This window comes from Candidatus Andeanibacterium sp. (genome assembly GCF_057143545.1).
This window is the reverse complement of the sequence record NZ_DBNHSF010000093.1, coordinates 1-15,530: the sequence shown is the minus strand read 5'-3', so window position 1 is coordinate 15,530 and position 15,530 is coordinate 1. Positions and strand designations below refer to the sequence as shown.

The 15,530-nt window shown below is 63.0% G+C and carries 12 protein-coding genes; all 12 read right to left on the bottom strand.

What is annotated here, in order from left to right; genetic code table 11:
• A partial coding sequence (locus AC16XC_RS05915) for a SapC family protein (protein ID WP_484033722.1) occupies positions 1-206 on the bottom strand: 206 nt, incomplete at its 3' end.
• 136 nt (positions 207-342) lie between these two features.
• On the bottom strand, positions 343-3,357 hold the full coding sequence (locus tag AC16XC_RS05910; protein ID WP_484033721.1) for a TonB-dependent receptor: 3,015 nt from the start codon (positions 3,355-3,357) through the stop codon (positions 343-345).
• Between the two features lie 434 nt (positions 3,358-3,791).
• On the bottom strand, positions 3,792-4,964 hold the full coding sequence (pobA, locus tag AC16XC_RS05905) for a 4-hydroxybenzoate 3-monooxygenase (protein WP_484033720.1): 1,173 nt from the start codon (positions 4,962-4,964) through the stop codon (positions 3,792-3,794).
• Positions 4,965-4,971: 7 nt separating this feature from the next.
• A complete protein-coding gene (locus AC16XC_RS05900; protein ID WP_484033719.1) occupies positions 4,972-6,372 on the bottom strand; it encodes an aldehyde dehydrogenase in 1,401 nt (466 codons plus the stop codon).
• Positions 6,373-6,446: 74 nt separating this feature from the next.
• A complete protein-coding gene (locus AC16XC_RS05895; protein WP_484033718.1) occupies positions 6,447-7,868 on the bottom strand; it encodes a sulfatase family protein in 1,422 nt (473 codons plus the stop codon).
• Positions 7,869-7,910: 42 nt separating this feature from the next.
• The gene (locus AC16XC_RS05890) at positions 7,911-8,678 is read right to left on the bottom strand and encodes a hypothetical protein (RefSeq protein ID WP_484033717.1); all 768 of its coding nucleotides are present in this window, start codon (positions 8,676-8,678) and stop codon (positions 7,911-7,913) included.
• An 11-nt stretch (positions 8,679-8,689) separates the two neighbouring features.
• The gene (locus AC16XC_RS05885) at positions 8,690-10,240 is read right to left on the bottom strand and encodes a hypothetical protein (protein ID WP_484033716.1); all 1,551 of its coding nucleotides are present in this window, start codon (positions 10,238-10,240) and stop codon (positions 8,690-8,692) included.
• Positions 10,237-11,139: an alpha/beta hydrolase gene (locus AC16XC_RS05880; RefSeq protein ID WP_484033715.1), complete on the bottom strand. Its 903-nt coding sequence runs from the start codon at positions 11,137-11,139 to the stop codon at positions 10,237-10,239. Before AC16XC_RS05880 ends, AC16XC_RS05885 begins: the two co-directional genes overlap by 4 nt.
• A gap of 27 nt (positions 11,140-11,166) precedes the next feature.
• On the bottom strand, positions 11,167-12,153 hold the full coding sequence (locus tag AC16XC_RS05875; protein ID WP_484033714.1) for an alpha/beta hydrolase: 987 nt from the start codon (positions 12,151-12,153) through the stop codon (positions 11,167-11,169).
• A complete protein-coding gene (locus AC16XC_RS05870) occupies positions 12,150-13,316 on the bottom strand; it encodes a CaiB/BaiF CoA transferase family protein (protein WP_484033713.1) in 1,167 nt (388 codons plus the stop codon). The genes AC16XC_RS05875 and AC16XC_RS05870 overlap by 4 nt, the downstream gene beginning before the upstream one ends.
• A gap of 2 nt (positions 13,317-13,318) precedes the next feature.
• Complete coding sequence (gene dctP, locus AC16XC_RS05865) at positions 13,319-14,347, bottom strand: TRAP transporter substrate-binding protein DctP (protein ID WP_484033712.1); 1,029 nt, start codon at positions 14,345-14,347, stop codon at positions 13,319-13,321.
• Positions 14,344-15,530: 2-hydroxyacyl-CoA dehydratase subunit D (locus AC16XC_RS05860; protein ID WP_484033711.1), on the bottom strand; the 1,187-nt coding region annotated here is incomplete at its 5' end. The genes dctP and AC16XC_RS05860, both read right to left, overlap by 4 nt.

Here is a 15,530-nt window from a genome sequence, read left to right as displayed (position 1 = left end):
TCGCTGCGCCCCAGCCCCAGCAGCGCGACCGGACGGAGCGCTCCGCTTATGTCGCTGCGAAAGACGATCGGGTATTCGCGCTGGATGTCCTCGAACTCGGTCGGGAACACCTGCACCTGGCTGAGATTGTCGCCGAATTCCGCGCCATAGCCGGTAATGACCCGAAGATCGTGGTGATCCACATTGTTCAGGAGCACGTTGTTCATCGTTGTATGGCTCGGTCCGTAAATCCTGGCGACAAGAGACTATGAGCGAAGCCCATCTTCGACTCAATGCTCAAGAAAAGGGCCGCTGTTGTCAGCGGCCCTCTCCCCCTCATCTAGTGTTCGATCAAGCGATCGATCAATACCGGTAGCGCGCGCCGAACAGGATGCGCGGATGCTGTTCCTGTGCGAACCACAGCTGGTTCTCGTCGCGGCCATAGGACCGGATCGGCTCGCTCAGGATGTTGATCGCTTCGAGCGTCATCGCGATGTTTTCGGTCAACTCGTAACCGATATGCGCGTCAAGCGTGCCGAACGGTTCGAAGAACACCGGGCTGCGCCCGCCGCCCCGGTTCACCGCCGACAGGAACTTGTCGCGCCAGTTATAGGCAACCCGCAGCGAGAGCCCCTGGTTCTCGTAGATGCCGGTGACGTTGAAGCTGTCAGCCAGGCCAACCAGCGCATAAACGTTGGTGCCCGGGTCGGACAGGATGTCGACATTGACGTCGCCGTAGACCTTGGTGAACGAACCCGACACGCCAAACCCGGTGTCGCCGAAGAAGTATTGGCCCTGCAGCTCGAAGCCGTGGATGTTTCCTTCCTCGTTGTTGATCGGGGTCGCGACATCGAACTGGAACAGCGGATCGTTCTGGTCGGCGATCACGTCGCGAGCGGCCAGGACCGTGTCGACGAACGCCTGGTCGAGTTGCCCGTTCGGCTGGAGGTTAGCCTGGAATTCCGCCGTGGCAGCAGTGACATCGCCGTTGTTCTCGTCGATCAGCGCGGTCATCGTGAACAGGCTGACATCGCTCAGCACGGCGCCAAGGTTGTTGATCGCCGTAAGCGCCGCGCCCGACCGTGAGCCGGGTGCGCCGGAGCTCGGATCGCGCAGGCCGAACAGCGGCTGGGTGATCTGGCCGACGCCGACGAAGTTCTTCACCTTCTTGTAGAAGAAACCGCCGGAGACATAGCTGGACGGCGCAAAATACCATTCCAGCGAAACGTCGAAATTGTCGGATATCAGCGGCAGGAGATCCGGGTTGCCCTGGTTGCCGCCGGTCACACCGCCAAGTGCGGTCGGCCGGTTGGGGGCGCCGGCGGACTGCGAGGCAAACAAATTGCCGTAGTCGGCGCGGGCAATGGTCTTGCTGTAGGAAACGCGGGCGATCACGTCGTCCGCCGGTTCGATATGGAAGTCGATTGACGGAAGGAGGTTGTTGTATTCGCCGTCGCGCACGATCTCTTCCGCGCTCGATCCGATGACCCGGGTAAAGTCGTTGTCCGAATCCCACTCGATGCGATCGGGGACCGCGACGCGCGAAGAGGACGTAACCTCGGTGTTTTCCCACCTGATGCCGGCGACGATGCCCATCGGACGATCGGCCAAGGTGCCGTTCCAGGTGAGCTGGGCGTAGGCCGACCAGATCTTTTCGCCGACCTCGTCATAGTCGTTGCCGCTGACATTGATCGGGTTGCCGAGGCCTTCGTAATGCGAAGCGAAGGCCTGGTAGAGGTCGACCGCATTGCCGCGGAAAGCGATATCCGCGTCGGTCACGGAATAATGGTCGAACTGGCAGCCGAGGCAGAATTCTTCAATCAGGCTGCCGGCGATCTGCTGCACGTCGCCGACATTGTTGATGCCCCAGTCGCCAAGGGTCTGCTGCGTCTGGATCCGCGCGCTGGTCATGTGCGAATCGATAAAGGTCGCACCGACATCGAAACGGCCATCGTCGCCGAATTCCCAGCCGAGATTCGCCCCGAACTGGTTCAGGCGATGGCGCTGGCTCGATGCGTTGGTGCGCTGCACCTGGGTGCCGAGATCGCCGATGTCGAGCACGCCGTTGTTGTTGCCGCGATCGTCCGCCGTGCCGGGGATGCCGTCGGTGCCGGCACCGCTGTCATTGAAGGTCCAGTTCTGGTTGGGAACGGGGCCGGAATAGTCGACCGAATGGGCATCCACGACAGGTGCGCCGAAGCTGACCAGCGTCGAGCTCGCACCATTGGCCGAATTCGGATCCGAATTCGAGATCGAGTGGTTGCCGTCAAGCGTCAGGGTGAAGCCCGAACCGATTTCCCAGTCGACATTGAGGCCGTATGACTGGAGCTCGGTCTTGGTCGCGCGGTATTGCTGCTCGAAGCCGATATCCTTGGTGCCGTAGCCCGAACCCTCGTCGATATAGACGGCGGTGGGGACGGTATCGCTGGTATCGAAGGTGATATTGTCGAACGGACGGTTGAACCAGTTGGTCTGGTCGGTCCGCTGTTCGCTGAGTTCGTTCTTCGCGAACAGCGCGTCGGCAGTGAAGGTCAGCGTATCGACCGGCCGGAACTGCAGAGTGCCCGACAGGTTGAGGCGCTGACGCTCGGATTCCGAATAGTGGTAGCGGCTGTCATTGGGCACCGCCACGAGCGTGGCCGGATTGGACGGGGCGCCGGAAACCTGGGTCGACGGGCCATTGCCCGGGAAGGTCGCGAACGGACGGATGTTCCAGTCGTTCGAGGTCGCGCTGGCCGCCGCGCTCTGGCGTTCCTGGTAGGCCCCGAACAGCGAGACGCCGACCGTCTCGTCGACATCGGTCCAGGTCAGGATGCCCGAGAATTCCGGGTCGATCCGGAAATCCTCATTGCTGAGATCGTAGAGCGCCTTGGCCCCGATGCTGCCGCGCAAGCCACTTCCCGAAGCATCGAGCGGGCGCTGGGTGACGATGTTGATCGCAGCACCGATGCCGCCAGAAGGAATCTCGGCGCGGCCGGTCTTGTAAACCTCGAGCCGTTGCACGCCTTCGGAGGCGAGATTGTTGAAGTCGAAGGAGCGGCTCGTCGCGCGGCTGAAATCGACCGACTGGTCGCCACCGGCCGCGTTCACGAACGAGGTCGCGATCTGGCGGCCGTTCACGGTGACGAGATTGAACTGCGGACCGAAGCCGCGAACCGTAACCTGCGACCCTTCACCATTGACGCGGTTGATCGACACACCGGCGACGCGCTGCAGCGATTCCGCGAGGTTGGTATCGGGGAACTTGCCGATGTCTTCGGCGGAGATGGCATCGACCACGCCGGTCGATTCGCGCTTGATATCCATCGAACGTTCGAGGCTCGCCCGGATACCCGTAACGACAATGCCGCCGTCATCGTCAGCGGCATCCTGCGCCATCGCCGGAGCTGCAAACATACCCGTGACCAGGCTCGATGCGCCAGCAACCAGTGCTGCGCGCAAGAGCTTGCCGCGGCGACGCGAGTCGTCCGCACAACCAGTGTTCACTCGTTCCATCATTAAGTCCCCTCCACACGCATGAATTTGGCAGCCCATTTGCCCGACTCGCCGCGACTCCCAACGCTGGCCTAGTCAGAATGGTAGCGCTACCATTAGCCTGTAATTACCACAAGCCCGCAGTATGTCAACCGGATCTTCCAAATTGCAGGTGATTGCCGCACAAAAATGTCAACACGGTGGAGCATTTTCGGTAGCGTTATCATCTTGGCAGCGGATTACTCCCGCCCGAACGGGAAAGTGTCCCGGACGCCAACTTTGGCGAAAATCAGCTGGTGGGGCAGGCAGTCAGGAGGCAACTCGTCTCCAGCTGCCACTCATGAGACCGGCAGCCCGATATAGTTTTCAGCGATGGTCGTCTGGGCGGCCCTTGATGACGCGATGTAATCGAGCTCTGCGACCTGCATCGCGCGTTCGAACGGGCCGTCGTCGGGGAAGCGGTGCATCAGCATAGTCAAGGACCAACTGAAGCGCTCGGACTTCCACACCCGCGCCAGCGCCTTGCCCGAATAGGCCGGAATGCCATCGTTATCGTTGCGCTTGAAATATCCGGTCAGCGCCTCGGCTGCATAATGGACATCGCTGGCCGCGAGGTTGAGCCCCTTGGCCCCGGTCGGCGGGACAATGTGGGCAGCATCGCCGCAGAGCAGCAGGCTGCCATGGCGCATGGGAGCAAAGACGAAGCTCCTCAAGGGCGCGATGCTCTTTTCGAGCGCCGGGCCGCGGGTGATGTTGGCTGCCGCCTCCGGACCGAGCCTGATCGCCAACTCGTCCCACAAGCGTTCGTCGGGCCATTCTTCGACCGTATCGGTCAGCGGGACATCGACATAATAGCGGCTTCGCGTCTCGCTGCGCATGCTCGCCAAGGCGAAGCCGCGCTCATGGTTGGCGTAGATCAGTTCGTGGTTGCAGGGCGGGACATCGGCGAGGATCCCGAGCCAGCCGAACGGATAGACCTTCTCGTAGGCCTGGCCGACGCTCGCCGGGATCGCCTGGCGGCTTGGTCCGTGGAACCCGTCGCAGCCGGCGATGAAGCGGCAATCCACGCGGTGCTCGGCCCCGTCCCTGGTGTAGGTGACATAAGGCGCATCGCTCTCGATATCGTGCAGCGCGACGTCCTTGGCCTCGTACACCACTTCGAGCCCGCGTTCCTCGGAGGCCTCCATCAGGTCGCGGGTGAGCTCGGTCTGGCCATAGACCACGACATGCCCGCCGGTGAGCCCTTTCAAGTCGATCCGGACCAGCCGCTCGCCATCGGCCAGGTTGAAGCCGTCATGGACGAGGCCCTCGGCCTTGAGCCGCGCATCGAGCCCGAGCCGTTCCATCAGCCCGACCGTGATCGTTTCCAATACGCCGGCCCGGATCCGTCCGAGCACGTAGTCGCCCGACTGCCGCTCGAGCACCACGCACTCGATCCCTTCGGCGCGCAGCAGGTGGCCCAAGAGCAGCCCCGCCGGACCGGCACCGATAATGCAAACCTGGGTCTTCATGATTTCCTCAGATCGGATAATGCCCCGGTTCGGTCTCGAAGGTGACCCAGCGCAGCTCGGTAAAGGCATCGATCCCGGCCTTCCCTCCGAAGCGGCCGTAGCCCGACGCCTTCATGCCCCCGAACGGCATTTGCGGTTCGTCCGAGACGGTCGAGGCGTTGACATGGCAGATGCCGGCCTGGATCTGGCGGGCGACCTTGAGGCCGCGGGCCGTGTCCCTGGTGAACACCGCGGATGAGAGTCCGTATTCGGTATCGTTGGCCAATTCGATCGCGTGCGCTTCGTCGCGCGCGCGGGCGATCCCGACCACCGGCCCGAAGCTCTCGTCGCGGAACAGCTTCATCTCGGGCGTGACCTTGTCGACCAGGTGCGCGGGCATGACCACATTGTGGGTCGTCTCGCCGCTCACCAGCAGTTCCGCGCCCTTGCTCACCGCGTCGTCGATCAGCGCAAGGCACTTGTCGACCGTGTGCCGGTCGACCACCGCGCCGAGCGGCGTGTTGCCGGCTGCGGGATCGCCCGCCGGCATGGTCTCGACCTTGGCCTTGAAGCGCTTGGCGAACTCGTCGGCCACCGCATCGACCACGATGATCCGCTCGGTCGACATGCAGATCTGGCCCTGGTTCATATACGCCCCGAACGCGGCTGCCTTCACCGCCTCGTCGAGATCGGCGTCCTCGAGCACGATCATCGGCGCCTTGCCGCCCAGTTCGAGCAGGACGGGTTTCAGATGCTCGGCGGCGCGCTTGGCGATAATCCGGCCGACAGCCGTCGAGCCGGTGAAGTTGATCCGCTTGACCTGTGGCGCATCGATCAGCGCGCCGACCACCTCACCCGCATCGGCCGGGGCATTGGTCACTACATTGACCACGCCATCCGGGAAGCCGGCCTCGGCAAAGGCCTCGATAATCAACGCATGGGTGCGCGGGCAGGTCTCCGATGCCTTGAGGATTACGCTGTTGCCGCAGGCAAGCGGCACCGCGATCGCTCGTACACCGAGAATGATCGGCGCATTCCATGGCGCAATGCCGAGGATGACGCCGACGGGTTCGCGCAGTGCCATCGCAATCGTGCCCTCATGGTCCGAGGGGATGACTTCGCCGGAGATCTGCGTGGTGATCGCCGCCGCCTCGCGCACCATACCGGTCGCCAGCATCAGGTTGAACATCGCCCAGCCGGCGGTCGCGCCGATCTCGCCCATCATCGCAGCAACGAATTCGTCCTTCTTCGCCTGGAGCGCGTCAGCCGCCTTCATCAGCACCGCTCGGCGGGCATTGGGGCCCAGCTTCGACCATTCGGCAAAGCCCTTCTGAGCCCTGGCAGCGACGGCAGCCATTTCGCCGGCCTGCATCGCTTCGGCGGACGAGGCGACTTCGCCGTTCAGCGGATTGATGCGTTCGAATTTCATGTCAGAGACTCCCTTGTTTGCGTTTGGGCGGCAATGCATCTTCTCGGAACATACTCACAGCCGGAGAGCAAAGACTAATCCGAAGCGACCGGGCGGGGGGCGTAGACCTTGCAATTGGTCCCTTCTCCGTTCGACATCGTTCCGGCAAGTGTAGCAGGGCTGTTGCAGAAGCCGGCTATCGCATCATCGGTCACCATGCCGCTGTTCCATTCTTCCCATGCTTCCTTCAGCCAGTCGAGCCTCTCGGGCTGGTCTGCCTTGATATCGGCGCGTTCAAGCGTGTCGACGGATAGGTCGAACAGGAACTCGTTTTCGTCGATCTTGAGGTATTTGTAATTGCCGATCCGCGCCGCGCGCTGGTTGTGCCCCTGGAATTTCCAGAACAGCGAGCGATTGACCGAGCGATCGTTGACCAGCGGTGAAACGAGCGACATGCCGTCGAGCACCTGTCCGGCGCGTGGCGCAATCCCGGCGGCGTCGAGCACGGTCGGCATCCAGTCCATCGTCGTCGCCATCTGGTTCGAAACCGTGCCGGCGGGAATGCGGCCGGGGAAGCGCACGATGCCGGGCACCCTGATGCCCCCTTCGAGCAGGAACCCTTTCATGCCGGAGAACGGCCAGACTTCGGAAAAGCGCTCACCGCCATTGTCGCTGGTGAAGATCACCATCGTATCGTCCGACAGGCCAAGATTATCGAGCGTTCTCAGCACCCTGCCGATATTGCGGTCGAGGCTTTCCATCATCTGGGCATAGGTTTCAAGCGATCCGCCACTGGCGATGCTGCTCCCGCCGTCGCCGCCGAGCGCTTGGTCTTCCGGGCCTTCCCACGGCCAATGCGGGGCGTTGAAGTGGAGGCTCAGGAGGAATGGCTTGCCGCTCTCGCCGTGGCGCTCAATCGACTTGACCGCCTCATCGGCGAGCAGGGTCGTCATATACCCGAAATCTTCGGTTTCTTCGTCATCCCTGCGAAGCGCGGGGCTGCCGAGCCATTGATGTGTGAAATAGTCTATCGCACCGCCGAGGAAGCCGTAGAATTCGTCATAGCCATGCGCGAGCGGGCTGCCGATTTCCGTCTCGCCCAGATGCCATTTTCCAACCAGCGATGTGGCATAGCCGGCTTCCCGCATCAGCCGCATCATCGTGGGGTAGCCTTCCGGTATAGCGGACTCTCCCCACTCGCCGGCAGAGAAGGGCTCGATAAGACCGGTCCTGAAGGCCACATTATAGCGCCCGGTCGCCAGCGACAGTCGGGTGGGAGAACACACCGGCGAATTGGCATAGCAATCGGTCAGCTTCGCTCCCCGTGCCGCAAGACCATCGAGATAGGGTGTCCGGATGTGACGCGAACCGTAGCAACCAAGATCGGCATAACCCATGTCGTCGGCCAGGATAATGAGGAAATTCGGACGCCGCGGCGGTGTCGCTCCGGCACCCAGGCCGGTCATGGCTCCGGCCGCGGTCATGCCCTTGATGAATGTGCGCCGTGCGGTCTTCATTTGGCTCTCTCCTTGGACTTTCCTCTCTAGCACCGCCTGCGTTCAGGGCAGGATCCGGATCTCGACCTTGCGGTTCTCCGGTCCACCCTCGACAGCCTCTCCCATGGCGACGGTCCTGAACTTGACCTCCTCGAGACCGGCGCCGCGGAACATGCGGACAATCTCTTCGGCCCGCTCGATGGCGATCCCCTCATGTTCGACCAGCACGGTCCCGTCGCTGAGCCGGGTTGCGCCGCGATAGCCGGTCACCTCGATCTCCCTGGCGTTTGACAGTTGTGCATATTCAAGCGCCGGCGCCATGACCCTGGGGGTCTGGAAATTGACCATTCCCTCGAACGAATAGGTGATCGTGAACGACCTGGGAGCGAAGGGCGGCTGCGGCTGTTCGGGCGGGTCCGGATAATCGAAGGCAAGCCGCCCCCCGCTCGGCCCCGGTGGCCTGGGCGGCGTGAAACTGATGTCGATTCCCTCGCGCACCATCCTCAGGTCGTCGCATTCGGGCGAAAGCTCGGGCAGGATCGAGATCGTGATCGGCTCGATCACGGTTGCGCCGCATTCCTCGCGACTGGTCACCTGACCTTCGACCAGCACCTTGTGGCCGAGCGATGGCGGATTGAACGGTGCCGAAACATCGCTCTGGATGCCCATGTAGTAAGTCTTGCCTTCGTATTCGGCGAGCCAGCACGGCACACTCGGCGTGTCCTGGACGATCGGGCAGGCGACAAACGATAAGCTCGCCTGTTGCTGTGCCTGTGCCGTGGCACTCGCAAACAGCGAGAGGGCCAATATCGAAGGGGCGAGCTTGTTCATCGCGGCGGCCCTCACAATGCATTCAGGAAATTGCCGAGATCGACTTTCTCCTGCTCGCTGTACTGGATGTTGTAGCGCCGGTCGTAAAAGTCGATCAGCTCGCGCATGTTCCGTGCCGACCCGTTGGAGTAATATGGCTCCCGGGCGGCAATGCCGCGAAATTGCTGCATCACGATCGTCCCGACATCGTTACACTTGCCGGAGATCAGCGCGCGCCCCGGGTCCTGGGTGTAGATTACCCGGCCAAGGTAGGGATGCGGCTGGGCGGAACGGCTGCAGGTGATCTTGAACAGCGGCATCAACTCGTCCTCGGTCTGCCAGGGATTGCGGGGAGCTTCCTTGGCCCAGGGCAGGTTGGTGGTGCCAATGTCCATCCACCCGTTCACGGTGTCGAGCCCGGTCATGTGCATGCCGTGGCAGGTCGAACAGGTGCGCTTGGTCGGATTGCCCAGCCCGACCGTGTTCAGGTGCATCGAATCCCGGATCCAGAAGGTGCGGAAGTGGAATATCTGCTGGCCGCGCAGTATCGATTCGCGCATCGCGCGCTGTTCGGTGCTCTCACCGGGCGTTGGCTGCTGCCAGGCGTCGCCCATCGGGATGACCCAGCGCGTGGTGTTGTTGCCCAGCACGCCTGGTTCGCCGTCCCGCAAATTATAGGGGCCGAGCCCGGGCGGCCCGTCTTCCCCAATCAGGCTGCCGCCGGGACCCATGTCGACCTGCGCGGCATAGACCTGGCGCTCGAACGCCTCGATCCTCGCCATCTGCTCGGGCGTGAGATTGTCCCATTCGAGATGGCTGTGCGCGGCATCCGCCATTTGCGACTTGAGCGTCACCACGCGCGCATCGGCCATCATGTTCATGTTGAGTGGAAGGCCGGTATCGGGATCACGCAAGGCCGGCTCGCCGGTCTTGCCGACAAACGGGCTGACACCGAAATTCTGGTGCACGACATAGCCCATGTTGGCGACCACGCGCGGGCGCCGGTAGACCGAGATCGTCGGGTTGGGGCTATCGAGCCCGAATACCGGATCGGTGTTGCAGCCGCCCGGATCGCGGACCACCTCGATGTCGAATTCGGGCTCGAACGGCTGGCCCTTGGCGTCCCTCGGCGGCCACGGAATGCCGATCCGGAACAACCCGCGCTGGAGCAGCAGGGAGTGCGAAGCCGGATTGCCCTTGGGCAGGTTGGGGCAGTTGGCTCCGTCCACCATCGCGAATATCGGGTCCGTGCCCCCGGTGTCTTCCCAGCGTTGCTGGATCGAGCGCAGCGACAGGCTCATCCCGTCGGCAGGCTGGTGGCAGCTGACACAGGCCCGGCCGTTGGGACCGAGCGGCTCGAAGAAGGGGTGGCCCCTGGTATCGAGTGGGCCATCGGCATTGAGAATTCCGAGATGGCCCGCCGGATTGGGATAGACCACGAATTCGGGCATGACTTCGCCCGATCCCGGATCCCACCACCTGACCTTGCCCTCATCGGCAGACGAAGCGATCGCTATCGCCGAAAATAGGGACATCGAAGCCGCGGCAAAGGCGGCAAGAGCGAACTGGATTCCGCGTTTCATTGCTGGTCCTCCGGCGGCAGGATCGACTGTTCGCGCATCCACTCGAACAGGCGCCCACCCCACAAGTCGATCGTCATCGAGAAATTGGGCACTTCGTAGACATGCAGTTCGGCGCGCTGCCCGGCGTCCTTCCAGATCGAAAAGGCGGCGATCAGCCCGTCGGTGACCGGGCCGTGATCGGCTTCGGTTATGAGGTAAAGCGGCGGTGCGTTCTCGCCTGGAACGACATCCTGCAGCGACGGCCCGTAAATCGAAACGAGGAAATCGGGCATTTGCTCGTCGGGTGCGTCCGCGAGCAGCGCTCCGAACGCCACGCCGCCTCCAGCCGATGTCCCGACCACGCCGATCCGGGCGGGATCGATCCCCCACTCGCCGGCGCGCGCATGCATGATCGCCAGCATTGCCTGGGCATCGTCGACCGCCAGTTCTCGCAATTCCTCCATCGCCTGATTGCCGCGGGCTGGATTTGCGTTGCCGTTGACGATCTCCATCTTGGGAAAGCTGATCGGGGGGGCATCGGGCGGCGGCGGGGCAGAGGCGCGCTCGATCGCCTCGGGTGACATTTGCAGGGTCCGGTATTCAAGCACCACCACGAGGATGCCCTGCGCGAGAAAGCCTTCGATCTCGCGATCGTATTCGCCTCCGACACCGAGCACGCGCATCGCCCCGCCCGGCAGCATTATCACCGCCGCGCCGTTGGCGATCGCCGGATCGGGCAGGTAAAGCTCGAACTGCGGTTCGCGCGTATTGTAGATCGATCGGCTTTCGCCGCGATCGACCACTACCCGCTCGAACTCCCAGTCCTCCGACCCGGGAGCCGCGCGGTCATAGACCGGACCGCGATAATCCGGCGTCGCCGCCCATGCCGGGGCGGGAACCATCAGGATTGAGAGGAGCAAGGATCGAATTGAGGTCATGTTGCCGTCTCAAAAGCCCTTGCGCTCGAGTGTCCATTCCGTGCCCGAACACAACCGGCAGTTCTCGCCAATGAACGTACGCGCGGCAACCCTGTCGCCCTTCAACTGCCATTCGAGCCAGTCGACTGCGACATGTGCGACCGCGCCGCCCATCGGTCGGGAAAAGGTTCCGCCGTGGCCGACGGGCAGGTTGGCCAAGACGATCGGGACCTTGTCGACCCGGGCGTAGTCGTCGGTGCCGTTGGGATAGGCAATGTCGGTAGGGCCGCCGAGAATGTAGATCACCGGCTGGTGGAAATTGTCCAGCTGATCCTTCGAAACCGTCATCCCGGAGATCCGGCCGAAATCCTCGTTATAAATGCCGCTATTGTGGATCAGCACGGTCCTTACCCGTGGATCGGCGGCGACATCGATCGCCTGCAAGCCGCCGCAGGAGTGACCTCCAACCGCTACGGCATGCCTGTCGACCTTGCCGAAATACCTGCTCTCGGCTCTTCGCCCTTCGGCAATCGCCCAGTCGATACCCGCGCGCACATCCTCGGCGGTGGTAGCCGGGGGCGGGAGGACGCCGTCGGTAGCGGTCCGCACTTCCGCAGGGCCATCGGTCGCGCCGGGGCCACTGCGCCAGTGACCGGCGGCGACCACGAGATAGCCATAGGAAGCGATCTGGGCGAGATGCAGGCGATGCGCCGTGCCGTCGTCGGCACAAGCCCCGTTGCCCCAGACGAACACGGGAAGCTTTCCGCCGCCGAAGGGCGACAAGTCCGCCGGACGGTAGATCACATGCCCCGGCAAGGTCGGGTCGGTCTCGACGACGGCCGGATAGGGGCCGTCACCCGTTGTATTGGGGACCTTGTTGAATTCTTCCTGGGCGCGACGGAAAGCGTCGGCATCGAAGGGCTGGTCCTGTGCGACACTCCCTGCCGCACTTAGAAGCGATGCCGCGGCGATCAACGCCGCCACGCCACCGAAGTTCGAACGGGTCTCGGCCTTCATATTGCCTCTCCACTGCTATCGAGCCAGTCGAGGATCTCCTCGCGATGTTCGTCGATCCGGGGCGGCGGCTGGTCCGTCCCTGGCGCCCCCGGCTCCATCCTGAAGCCAATGCCGGGAACCGCCACATCGCAAGTGACCGGAATCCCGGGAATCGAAAGGTGAAGCAGCGCGTCCCTGCCGCCCAGCCTGGCGGCCTCGTCGACCCGGCGGATCATCCCGCAGGGAATGCCTGCCGCGCTGAGCTCGGCCTCCCATTCGGCGGCATCGCGCGTCGCAAAGATCGCGCGCAGGTCGGATGCCATGGCCTCGAAATTCTCGCGTCGCGCATCGGGTGTCGCGAAACGTGCGTCGCTCAACCAGTCGCTGCGGTCGAGGTGCCTCGCGAGCGCAGCAAACTGGTTTTCCTGGACCACCCCGAGGGAGATGTGCCGACCGTCTCTGGTCTCGAACAAATCGGTAGTCGGAAGACCGCTGTAGCCCGTATTGCCCAGTCGCTTGAGACTGTTGCCCGTGACGAGATACGGCGTGACCGCAGAGGTCATGAAGGCCAGGCTCGCATCAAGCATCGAGACATCGATATAGGCCCCTTCGCCGGTCCGTTCACGCTGGAACAGCGCCCCCAGGATCGCCACCGCTGCGGTCTGCCCGGTCAGCGTATCGACGATCGGGAATCCGACGCGTACCGGCGGATCGCCTTCGGCTCCGCTCAACATCATCATCCCGCTGGTCGCCTGGACGATGTTGTCGATTGCCGGCCAGTCGCGTTGCGCGGAGTTCTGGCCATATCCCGAGACCGAACAATAAACGATGGTCGGCGCGATGTCCCTGACCGTCTCGTAACTCAGCCCGAGACGCCCGATCACGCCGGGACGAAAGTTCTCGAGGAGGACGTCCGCTCGCGCGACGATTCTCCGGGCAATGGCCTGCTCCTCCGGGTTCTTGAGGTCGAGCGCGATGGATTTCTTGCCGACATTTGCGGCGATGAAGGCCGGACTCATCCCGTCGAAGCGCCGGTCGCCACCATAGTTCCGGAATTGGTCGCCTGCCTTGGGTTCAATCTTGATGACCGTCGCACCCATAAGCCGCAGCAAGTGGGACGCGTAGGGGCCGGCCATGACATGGCTGAAGTCGGCAACAATTATTCCATCGAGCGGTTGCTTCACCCTCATTCTCCACATCTGATCTGGTCGCGGCCGACAACGCTGCTGCGGGCAACGCGGAATGCCGCGAGGCCGTCGATGCCAAGCGGCTCGAGCGCCTGTGCATTCACTTGCGCGTCGCGCAAATAGAGCGCGTCGAATTCTGCCTGGTCGGATTCGGGCAGGTCGCTGATCGCGATGCCACCTTCTTCGGCAGCGATCCTGCCCTCTTCGGCACCGATCCGGATTTCCTCTGCCAGCGCCGCTTCCCACACCGGTATGGAACTGTTGAGGATATCGCGCTGGACATCCGTCAGCCGATTCCAGCTGCGCTCCCCGATCGCGCGGGAAGGATATGCCCCGCGCGGGACCTTGAGCGTCGCGAAGTGATTGGTGACCTCGGCGAAATGGAGCACCTTGAAGGTGTCGACCGGGGCGACCACGCCATCGATAACGCCCTTGGCAAGCGCCGAATAGACCTCGCCCATCGGCATGTTTACCGGATCGGCGCCGAGATTCTGCAGGACACTCATCAGCTCGGTCGGAGCGCGCAGCCGCAGGCCCTGGAGGTCCTCCAGCTTCCGGACGGGGCGATCGCGTGTAACGATCCCGGGCAGCAGTCCTCCCTGGACCGCAAGGACCTTGAGACCGTCCAGTTCCTTGCCGATCTGCGGTATCGCGGCCTCGATGCAGCGATAGAGCGCCACTTGCGCTTCGACAGTCTCGGCCCCGCTGTAGAAGCCCGACTGCGTGCGGATGAGGTGCGAGCCGCCGCGCGTGTAAATCGGCGTTATCAGTCCGATATCGGCGACACCATGGCGCAACTCCTCCATCGACATGTCCGACGACAGCAGCGCTCCCGACCAGATCGGCCTGATTTTCAGGCCGCCGCCGGACCGGCTCTCGACGAAATCGATCCAGCGCTGGTCCGCACGGCTGAAGGGATGGGACGGCGGATAGGGCGTGGCATAGGTCAGTTCGGTCACGCCATCGGGTAACGGACGCGAGCAGGCTGCCAGCAGCATCAAGCCGAGCAAGGCGAGAAAACGTCTCATGCCAGTCCCTTCTCCTTGAGGAACCCGGCAACCATCCCGACCATACGATCGTGATCCCAGATCTTGGCGTCGACCATGTCGGCATCGATCGTCAGCACCGGAACGCCCGCTGCTTCGAGCGAGAGGGCGGTCAGCTTCGTGCCCGATTGCGAGAGGCGATTGTCGGGCGGCAGCAACAGGATCGCCGCATCGATCCCGCACCGCTCTGCCTCGCTGGTCATCCAGCCGTTCATCCATGGCGGCAGGTGGAGCACTTCGTTCATCGAAGCGACCCGGCTGGCGAGCGCCTCCATCGCATTGCCGTCGAGGTCGCGGATATACGCCGGGCCGGCAAACGGCATATACATCGACCAGACGAACACTGCCCCGAGCGATTCCTCAAGCGCCTGGTAGAAGCCGGGATCGTGCCATACGCCTGCTCCGATCCACATCAGGCGCAATCTTTCGTTCGACGATGCGCCCAGCCCCTGCTCGATCCGATCCATCACCTCGTCGCGGAACTTCCTGGCGTGAGCAACTGCCCAATCCGATCCCCGGTGCCATTGCGGGATCATCGTATTGGGCATCTGCTCGGCGATCGAAACGGGGCAAGGCCGCGCCTTGCCGAGCGCCTGTGCCGCCTCCCAGATATAGCCCTCCTGCTCGTTGATCCGTTCCATCAGATACTGGAGCTTTGCCTCTTCGAACTTCCTGCCCGTGCGGTTTTCCAGCAGCGCAATCAGGTCGCGAATTTCGCTGACCATCAGGGCAATCCGATCGGCCTGGTAGACGCGCCGCCAATCGCTCTTCGAATGGTCGAACCACCGTGGGTCCTTGCTCTCCCAGGCCGGCGCTTCCATCGGATAGAACTCCGTGCCTAGGGCCGAAGCCCATTGGCCGAAGACGTGCTGGATGCAGTCGCAGGTGAGGCGAGCGACCAGCACGGTCGGCTTGGGCAATCCGCCCCACGGCGCGGTCTTGGGATCGTTTGCCAGGGTACAGGCCAGTCCGAGCGAGCAATATTTGCAGCTGTTGGCGGGATATCCCGCCTCGACCATGGCATCGAAATAGACCGCGGAAAGCTGCTTGGCCGAGATATAGGCCGACCACCACTGATTGGTGATGATCGGGATATCCATGGCGTGGAAGATCTCGTGCGGGGTGTCGGCCTGGACGATGGCAAACGGCTCGCCATCCTCCACTA

Excerpts from the sequence above, each read along its gene's own strand:
- AC16XC_RS05910 (WP_484033721.1), bottom strand. The coding sequence starts at position 3,357 with ATGGCGCAGGATGCCGCTGACGATGACGGCGGCATTGTCGTTACGGGT.
- pobA (WP_484033720.1), bottom strand. The coding sequence starts at position 4,964 with ATGAAGACCCAGGTTTGCATTATCGGTGCCGGTCCGGCGGGGCTGCTC.
- AC16XC_RS05900 (WP_484033719.1), bottom strand. The coding sequence starts at position 6,372 with ATGAAATTCGAACGCATCAATCCGCTGAACGGCGAAGTCGCCTCGTCC.
- AC16XC_RS05895 (WP_484033718.1), bottom strand. The coding sequence starts at position 7,868 with ATGAAGACCGCACGGCGCACATTCATCAAGGGCATGACCGCGGCCGGA.
- AC16XC_RS05890 (WP_484033717.1), bottom strand. The coding sequence starts at position 8,678 with ATGAACAAGCTCGCCCCTTCGATATTGGCCCTCTCGCTGTTTGCGAGT.
- AC16XC_RS05885 (WP_484033716.1), bottom strand. The coding sequence starts at position 10,240 with ATGAAACGCGGAATCCAGTTCGCTCTTGCCGCCTTTGCCGCGGCTTCG.
- AC16XC_RS05875 (WP_484033714.1), bottom strand. The coding sequence starts at position 12,153 with ATGAAGGCCGAGACCCGTTCGAACTTCGGTGGCGTGGCGGCGTTGATC.
- dctP (WP_484033712.1), bottom strand. The coding sequence starts at position 14,347 with ATGAGACGTTTTCTCGCCTTGCTCGGCTTGATGCTGCTGGCAGCCTGC.